Source organism: Variovorax boronicumulans (assembly GCF_029892485.1).
In the GTDB taxonomy this organism is placed as follows: domain Bacteria; phylum Pseudomonadota; class Gammaproteobacteria; order Burkholderiales; family Burkholderiaceae_C; genus Variovorax; species Variovorax boronicumulans_B.
In genome coordinates this window covers 107,372-114,714 of the sequence record NZ_JARXVG010000016.1, presented here as the reverse complement: position 1 = coordinate 114,714, position 7,343 = coordinate 107,372, and the positions used below count along the sequence as shown (strand labels likewise).

Genomic DNA, 7,343 nt, shown 5'->3' with positions numbered 1-7,343 from the left:
GAAGTTTTTTTATCGACCAACTCTCCAGCAACCACCCCTTCCAGAGCAACCACCGAAGCGCTACAGGAGCGTCATCAGCCGAGCCCACGAGTATATGCCAAATCTTGGACCTCGCAAGACTGCAGTGAAGAAAATCGAACACAGAACCTCTTGATCCTGGGGCGGCGCTTCGCGCCGCCCCAGGATCAAGAGGAGGCTCCTCCGATAATCCGTGCCACATGGCACTCATCACACTCCTCGACGCCCAACTCGCGTTCGGTCACGTCCCGCTGCTAGATCATGCGGACTTCTCTCTTCTTGAATCGGAACGCATCGGCCTGATCGGTCGCAATGGCGCCGGCAAGTCGTCGATGCTCAAGATACTGGGAGGCCTGGAAAAGACCGACGACGGCACCCTGCAACTGCAGCAGAACCTGCGCGTCGCCTACGTCGCCCAAGAGCCCGTGCTCGATATGGATGCGGATGTATTCACCGCAGCCAGCCAAGGCCTGGGAAGCGTGATCGCCGTACGGGATCTCTATCTGTCAGGCGCCGAAGGCCTGGACCTCGATGCCCTCCAGTCCCAGATTGAAGCCTACGACGCCTGGAACTGGGAGCAGCGCGTCGAAGAGACGCTGCACCGCCTCCACCTGGACCGCAACGCCCGCGTCGGCTCCCTCTCCGGCGGCACCCGCAAGCGTGTCGCCCTGGCGCAGGCCCTGGTGGCCGCCCCCGATGTCCTTCTATTGGATGAGCCCACCAACCACCTGGACCTCGACTCCATCGAATGGCTCGAACAGTTGCTGATCGACTTCAAGGGCAGCGTCGTCACCATCACCCATGACCGCAGCTTCCTGAACCGCGTCGCCACCCGCATTGTCGAACTCGACCGCGGCAAGCTGGGCTCCTACCCCGGCAACTTCGAGCAGTACCTCCTGCAGAAGGAAGAGCAGCTCGCCCAGGAAGCCGTCATCAGCGCCAAGGCCGACAAGCTCCTCGCGCAAGAGGAGATCTGGATCCGCAAGGGCGTCGAAGCCCGCCGCACCCGCAGCCAGAGCCGCATCACGCGCCTGCAGGAGCTGCGCGCGAGCCGCGTCTCCCGTCGCGAGGTGCAAGGCAGCGTCAACATGGACGTCGCCTCGGGCCAGTCGAGCGGCAAGATCGTGGCCGAGCTCACCGAAGCGACCAAGTCCTTCGGCGAGAAGACCGTCATCCGCAACTTCAGCGGCACCATCCTGCGAGGCGACAAGATCGGCCTGCTCGGCCCCAACGGCGCGGGCAAGACCACGCTGCTCAAGCTCATCCTCGGCGAGCTCGAACCCGACAGCGGCAAGATCCGCCGCGGCACCAACCTGCAGGTGGCGTACTTCGACCAGATGCGCGACAAACTCGACCTGGACGCCACGCTGGAAGATTTCATCAGCCCCGGCAGCGAGTGGATCGAGATCGGCTCGCAGAAGAAGCACGTCAAGAGCTACCTCGCCGACTTCCTCTTCTCCCCCGCGCGCGCCAACTCCCCCGTGCGATCGCTCAGCGGCGGCGAACGCAACCGCCTGCTGCTGGCCCGCCTGTTTGCCCGGCCTGCCAACGTGCTGGTGCTCGACGAGCCGACCAACGACCTGGACATCGACACCCTGGAGCTGCTCGAGAACCTGCTGCAAGACTACGACGGCACCGTGTTCCTGGTGAGCCATGACCGCACCTTCCTGGACAACGTGGTGACCAGCACCATCGCCTTCGAGGGCGACGGCCGCTGGCGTGAGTACGAAGGCAGCGTGCAGGACTGGTTGATCCAGTCCAAGCGCGCGCGCGAGATCGCCGAGCAGCGCCTCGCCGCGGCACCGCCGCCCGCAGCACCCGCGCCTGCCCCGGCGGCCGAGGCGACTCCCAAGGCAACCGCCTCCCGCAAGAAGCTCTCATATAAAGAGCAGCGCGAGCTCGAGGCCCTGCCCGCCCAGATCGAAGCCCTCGAAGCCGAGCAGAAGCGCATCACCGAAATGCTCGAACTCGACGGCGGCGCCATCTACGCCTCCGACGCCTCGCGCGCCGTCGAACTGAGCGAACGCCATGCGCAGATCGACGAGGAACTGCTCGCCGCCCTCGAACGCCAGGAAGAACTGGGCGCCGCGCGTTAATCAAGTCGAGCGCCAAAGCCCCGGATCGCGTCCGCCCGTCCGACGCGATCCGGGCGCCGACTAGGCTATATATGCGGCTACCCCAACCCCCGGTAATCGCCGCATGCCTTCACCCCTCACGCTCTTCGGCCGATATGCCGTGCTCGTCGCGGCATTGCTGCTGGGCGCCTGTGCCCAACTGCCCAAAGACGTCGACCGCCCCGTCTCGACCGCGCTTGCCTCGCCGAACGACACCGCGCTCGGTACGCTGGTCCAGCAGCGCCGACAGGCTGACAAGGCCCGTTTCGAATCGGGTTTCCTGCTGCTCGGCGGCCCGCCCGCGGCTTACGGCAGCCGGCTCGCACTGATCGAAGGCGCGCAAAAGACACTGGACCTGCAGTACTACGCCATCCACGCCGATGCGAGCACTGGCCGTCTCGTGCGGGGCCTTCGGGCGGCCGCCGAGCGCGGTGTGCGCGTGCGCATCCTGCTGGACGACTTCCACAGCACCGGCCGCGACGCGCTGGTGCTGGGCCTGGCCTTCATTCCCAATATCGAGATGCGCCTGTTCAACCCGCTTGCGGGTGCGCGCGATTCCACCTTCAGCCGGCTCTTCAATTCGATCGGCGACGCCTCGCGCATCCAGCAGCGGATGCACAACAAGCTGTTCCTGGCCGACAACGTGCTCGGCGTCACCGGCGGGCGCAACCTGGGCGACGCCTATTTCGGCAACGCGACCACCGGCAACTTCGTCGACCTCGACGTGCTGGCCGCCGGTCCCATCGTGCAGGACCTCTCGCGCAGCTTCGACAGCTACTGGAACAACGAGCGCGCCTATCCGGTGCAGTCGCTGGTCTCGCGGGAGGAATTCCAGGAGATCCGAGACCGCGCGCGCAAGGCCGACAAGGAACTGACCGACGAAGCCGCCCAGGCGAAGAGCGATCCGCAGGCACCCGAGAGCCAGGACAAGAGCAAGCCCCGGCCCGACGCGCCGCCCACCGCCGAACAACGCGCCCGCGTCTGGGACGAGAAACCCCTGGACCTGCGCACCGCCACCTTCGTCTGGGCGCCGGCCGTGATGCTGGCCGACCAGCCCGGCAAGATCCCGGCCGACACCGGCCCCGGCGCAACGCGCGACCCGGGCCTCGTGGTAAGCCAGTCCGCCGACGCAGCGCGCGCGCCTCGCGCCTCGAACGCATCGCCGACCTCGCCGCCCCCTCCGGCTTCGCGCCGCACCGCGTCGCTCGAAGCCGCATCGGACGCGGCTGCCAGCGGCGACACCGTGGTCGAAGGCCTGCTGCAACTGATCGGCCAGGCGCGCTCCGAGCTGCTGATCATCTCGCCCTACTTCGTGCCTGGCGAGGACATGAAGCAGGCGTTTTCGGCCGCACGCGCCCGCGGCGTGAAGATCCGGGTGCTGACCAATTCGCTGGCGTCGAACGACGCGCCCGTGGCGCACGTCGGCTACGCGCGCCACCGCGAAGAACTGCTGAAGATGGGCATCCAGCTCTACGAACTGCGCAGCGAGCAGACCACCTTCGGCACGGTCTTCGGCTCCGGCTCATCGGGCGGCGGCGCCGGCGGCAGCAGTGCCACCGGCGAATCGCGCGCGATGCTGCACTCCAAGGTGCTGGTGATGGACGGGCGCCTCCTGGTCGTCGGCTCGATGAACCTCGACCTGCGCTCGCAACTGCAGAACACCGAGATCGCGCTGCTGATCCGCAGCGACGAACTCTCGCGCGCGGCCGGCGAGCAGATCGAGCGCGGCATGCGCGAGCGCTCCTGGCACGTCGAACAGGTCAACGGCGCGCTGGTGTGGCACGCCCCCGAAGGCAGCGGCCTCGCGGACACGACCACCGAGCCCGACGCCAGCGCCACGCTGCGCCTGATGCTGAAGCTCTTCGGCCCGCTCGCGCCCGACCAGTTGCTCTAACCGACCCGGTCAGTGCTTGTGCTGGTGGGTCGCCCCGCCGGCATCGGCGCCTTCGGGCGCGCCCACGGGCAGCGTCACGTCCAGCGCGGTCTTCACGCCCTTGGCGTCTTCGAACTTCAGGGTGAACGGCACGGCCGCGCCCTTGGCCAGCGCGCCCTTCAGGTCCATCATCATCACGTGGTAGCCGCCTGGCTTGAGCTCGACGGTCTGGCCCGCGGGCAGGTCGAGGCCGCCGGCCAGCTCGCGCATCTTCATGGTGTCGCCTTCCATCTTCATCTCGTGCACCTCGGCCACGCCGGCCGCGGGCGTCGAGATGCCGACCAGCTTCGCGCCGGTGGGCGCGGTGAGCTTCATGAAGGCGCCCGTGCCGCTCTGGCCCGGCACCGATTGCCGCACCCAGCCGTCGCGCACGTCGACCGTGGCCACGCCCTGTGCCACCACGTTGAGCTTCGCGGCCGGCGCCTTGAGCCCCGCGGTCGAACTGCCCGACGTCGGCACTTCGGCCCAATCGGCGGCGCCGACGTCGCAGGTCTGCAGCACCTTGAACCACAGCGTGCCCGGCGTGCCCGGCACCTTGCCGCGCAGCACGAACTCGCTGCGCTCCTTGCCGGGCAGCGCGTCCTGCGGGGTCTCGGCGGTCCAGCGCACCTCGCCGCCGCCGGCGTTCTTCTGCACGTCGAGCTTCCAGCCCTTGCGCGCCTGGGCGTCGGTCAGCACGAAGCCCTTGGGCAGGCGCACCGCGAGGCCCGTGGTGGCGGTGGCGCCCTCGCAGGCATGGCCGACGCGGAAGGCGGCGTTGTAGTCGCTGCCGACCGTGGCGCCGCCCGGCGGCAGGGTGACGTGGGCCAGCGCGGCGGCCGCTCCGCCCAACAGGGCGCAGGCGGCGAGGGTCTTGTGGATCTTGAAGCGAGGGGTGTTCATGTCGTCGTGTCCTTGCAGATGAATGAAAGCGTCATAGGTCGAACTTGAGTTCGGCCACGTAGGTGCGTTGCGGGTACGGGTGGAAGGCCCAGTACTTGTTGTTGTTCAGGTTGTCGATGCCGACGGCGGCGCTCCACTGCCGGTCGATGCGGTAGCGGATGCGCGCATCGACCACGAAGAATTTCGAAAAGCCCATGTACGCGAAGCCGTTGGGGTCGCTGTTGTCGAGCGAGCCGTACTGCTTGCCGCTGTAGCGCATGCCGACGGTGTAACTCCATTTGGCATCGGGCCGGTACGTGGCGAGGAGCGAGGCGCGCACCTTGGGCACACGCGGCTGCTCCCGGCCGACGCTCGCGGGGAAGCCGCTGTTGGCGGTGATCTTCGAGTTCGTGAGCGTGAGGCTGCCGCTCAGGTCGAGCCCCTTCATGCCCACGTCGACCGCGTTCAGCGCCACTTCGAGGCCGCGGGTGCGGACGGCATCGACGTTCTGCACCGTGCTCACCAGGCTGTTGAGCGCCTGGCTGTAGAGCGCGTCCTTCGTGTTCTCGAAGAAGAGCGTGGTGCGCAGCATGCCGTCCAGGCCCCAGCCCTTGAGGTCGCGCTCGGCGGTGAGCTCGGTGGTCCACGAGCGCTCGGGGCGCAGGTTCGGGTTGGTGTTGACGATGCGGTTGCCGTCGATCGAGCCCTGGTAGAGCTCACTCACCGTGGGCATGCGCACCGCGCGGCCGGTCGAGGCCTTGAAGAGCCAGTCGGGCGTGGCCTGCCAGGCGATGGCCGCCTTGGGCGAGTCGTAGCTGTTCTTGCGCGGCGCGAAGTCGAGCAGCCGCGTCGCGTTGCCCAGCTGCCCGCCGTAGGCTTCCCAGCGTTCGTGGCGCAGGCCCAGCGTGGTCTTCCAGTCCTTGGCGAAGCGCCAGGTGTCCTGCACGTAGAGCGACTGCAGCCGGGTGTTGCCGTTGAAGGCGGAGAACGGGGTCACGGCCGGCCCGTTGATCCAGTCGAGCGTGTTGCCGACGCTGGTGCGCAGGCGCGCCGTGTCCTGCTGGAAACCGAAGTCGACCACGTGCGCGCCCACGCCCTCGGCCGAGCCGGTGGGGCGCCAGGTGCCCGCGGCCTTGAAGGTGTTCCAGCCCGAGCCGCCCATGTCGGTGGTGCGCCCGGGGCCGCCGTTGAAGGCGCCCGGCAACGGGGTCGTTGGCGTGCGCGAGGTGTCGCTCGAATAGTCGAACAGGCTCGCCGCCACCTCCCAGTCGAACACGCCGCCGGTGTGGCTCTTCACGGAAAGGCCGTGCATGTAGTGGGTGAGCGCGGTTTCGGTCGGCGCCAGCGCGGCGCTGGGAGCATCGAGGTTGTAGGCGCGCCCCGCGATGTTCACCCGCCCCGAATACACCGGCTGCCCGAACGCATTGCGCAGGTAGGTGTCGACGCCGCCGTGCGTGGTGTTGTTCCAGGCGCCCAGCGTGTAGGTCGCGCGGACGGTGGGCGAGAAGTCGTAGGCCACCTTGAGCTTGGCCTGCTCCTGCGTGGTGTCGTAGATGGTCGAGCCGCCCACCAACCACCACGGCTGGTTCGACGGGTTCAGCCCCAGCACCGCGCCGGTGACCGGCGTGCCGGCGTTGCCCACGGTGCCGGCGCTGAGCAGCCGGTTGCCGAACACCAGCGCCTGTCCCTTGCTGTGGGTGCGCGAGGCGCTGAGCCACCACGACCAGTCGCCGCTGCGGCTGCCCAGCGACAGGTCCAGCTGCTGGCCGGCCGGCGACGAATGGCTGCCGTACTGGTCGAAGTTCGAAGCAAAGCCGCTGAGCTTGACGTGCGCTTCCAGCTGCGTGGGCATGCGGGTCACGTAGTCGACCACCGCGCCCACCGAATTGCCCGGGTACGCGGCAGAGAACGGCCCGTAGAGCACATCGACCCGCTCGATTTCCTCGGGCGACACCATGCCCCAGCGCGGCGCATACGTGGCGCCGTTGCCCAGCGGGTTCGACAGCATGATGCCGTCCGCATAGACCATCGAGCGCGCGCTGTTGCCCGTGCCAGAGGCGCGGGTGGCGAGCACCGCATGGTTGAAGTCGCCGATGTAGCGCTTGCGCACGACCAGGCTCGGCAGGTACTTCAGGGCGTCTTCGCTGTCGGTCGCGTTGACCGTCTCGGCGATCTGCTCGTGCGTCACGCCTTCGATGGTGGTCGGAATCTGCGCCGGCAGCGAGGTCGGCCGGCCACCGGTCACGGTGACGGTGCTCAGGGCGCGGCCGGTGCCGCCTTCAGGCGAATCGCCGGATGCCTGCTGCGCCCACACGGGCGCGCTGAGGGGAAATGCCATGGCGATCGCCAAGGCGCGGGAATGCTTTTTCACTGGGAACCTGCTCCACGAACTTCAACACGGACAAACCGCAGGCACC

4 protein-coding genes are annotated in these 7,343 nt (G+C 68.0%); 2 read left to right on the top strand and 2 right to left on the bottom strand.

The genetic code is table 11. The features are described 5' to 3' along the window. Positions 1 to 218: 218 nt before the first annotated feature. Positions 219 to 2,114, top strand: coding sequence for an ATP-binding cassette domain-containing protein (locus M2282_RS27860; RefSeq protein WP_280812021.1), 1,896 nt, complete (start codon positions 219 to 221; stop codon positions 2,112 to 2,114). 103 nt (positions 2,115 to 2,217) lie between these two features. Beyond that, positions 2,218 to 4,026, top strand: a complete 1,809-nt coding sequence (locus tag M2282_RS27855; protein WP_280812020.1) for a phospholipase D family protein — start codon at positions 2,218 to 2,220, stop codon at positions 4,024 to 4,026. 9 nt (positions 4,027 to 4,035) lie between these two features. Here M2282_RS27855 and M2282_RS27850 read toward each other — a convergent pair whose 3' ends face one another. Beyond that, positions 4,036 to 4,947 carry a copper chaperone PCu(A)C gene (locus M2282_RS27850; RefSeq protein ID WP_280812019.1) on the bottom strand — a complete coding sequence of 304 codons (912 nt, stop codon included), beginning with the start codon at positions 4,945 to 4,947 and terminating at the stop codon, positions 4,036 to 4,038. Between the two features lie 31 nt (positions 4,948 to 4,978). Beyond that, positions 4,979 to 7,264: a TonB-dependent receptor gene (locus M2282_RS27845; RefSeq protein ID WP_280812018.1), complete on the bottom strand. Its 2,286-nt coding sequence runs from the start codon at positions 7,262 to 7,264 to the stop codon at positions 4,979 to 4,981. Positions 7,265 to 7,343 lie beyond the last annotated feature (79 nt).

Bases quoted from the DNA above. Each gene is read 5' to 3' on its own strand.
- M2282_RS27860 (WP_280812021.1), top strand. From the start codon at position 219: ATGGCACTCATCACACTCCTCGACGCCCAACTCGCGTTCGGTCACGTC.
- M2282_RS27855 (WP_280812020.1), top strand. From the start codon at position 2,218: ATGCCTTCACCCCTCACGCTCTTCGGCCGATATGCCGTGCTCGTCGCG.
- M2282_RS27850 (WP_280812019.1), bottom strand. From the start codon at position 4,947: ATGAACACCCCTCGCTTCAAGATCCACAAGACCCTCGCCGCCTGCGCC.
- M2282_RS27845 (WP_280812018.1), bottom strand. From the start codon at position 7,264: ATGGCATTTCCCCTCAGCGCGCCCGTGTGGGCGCAGCAGGCATCCGGC.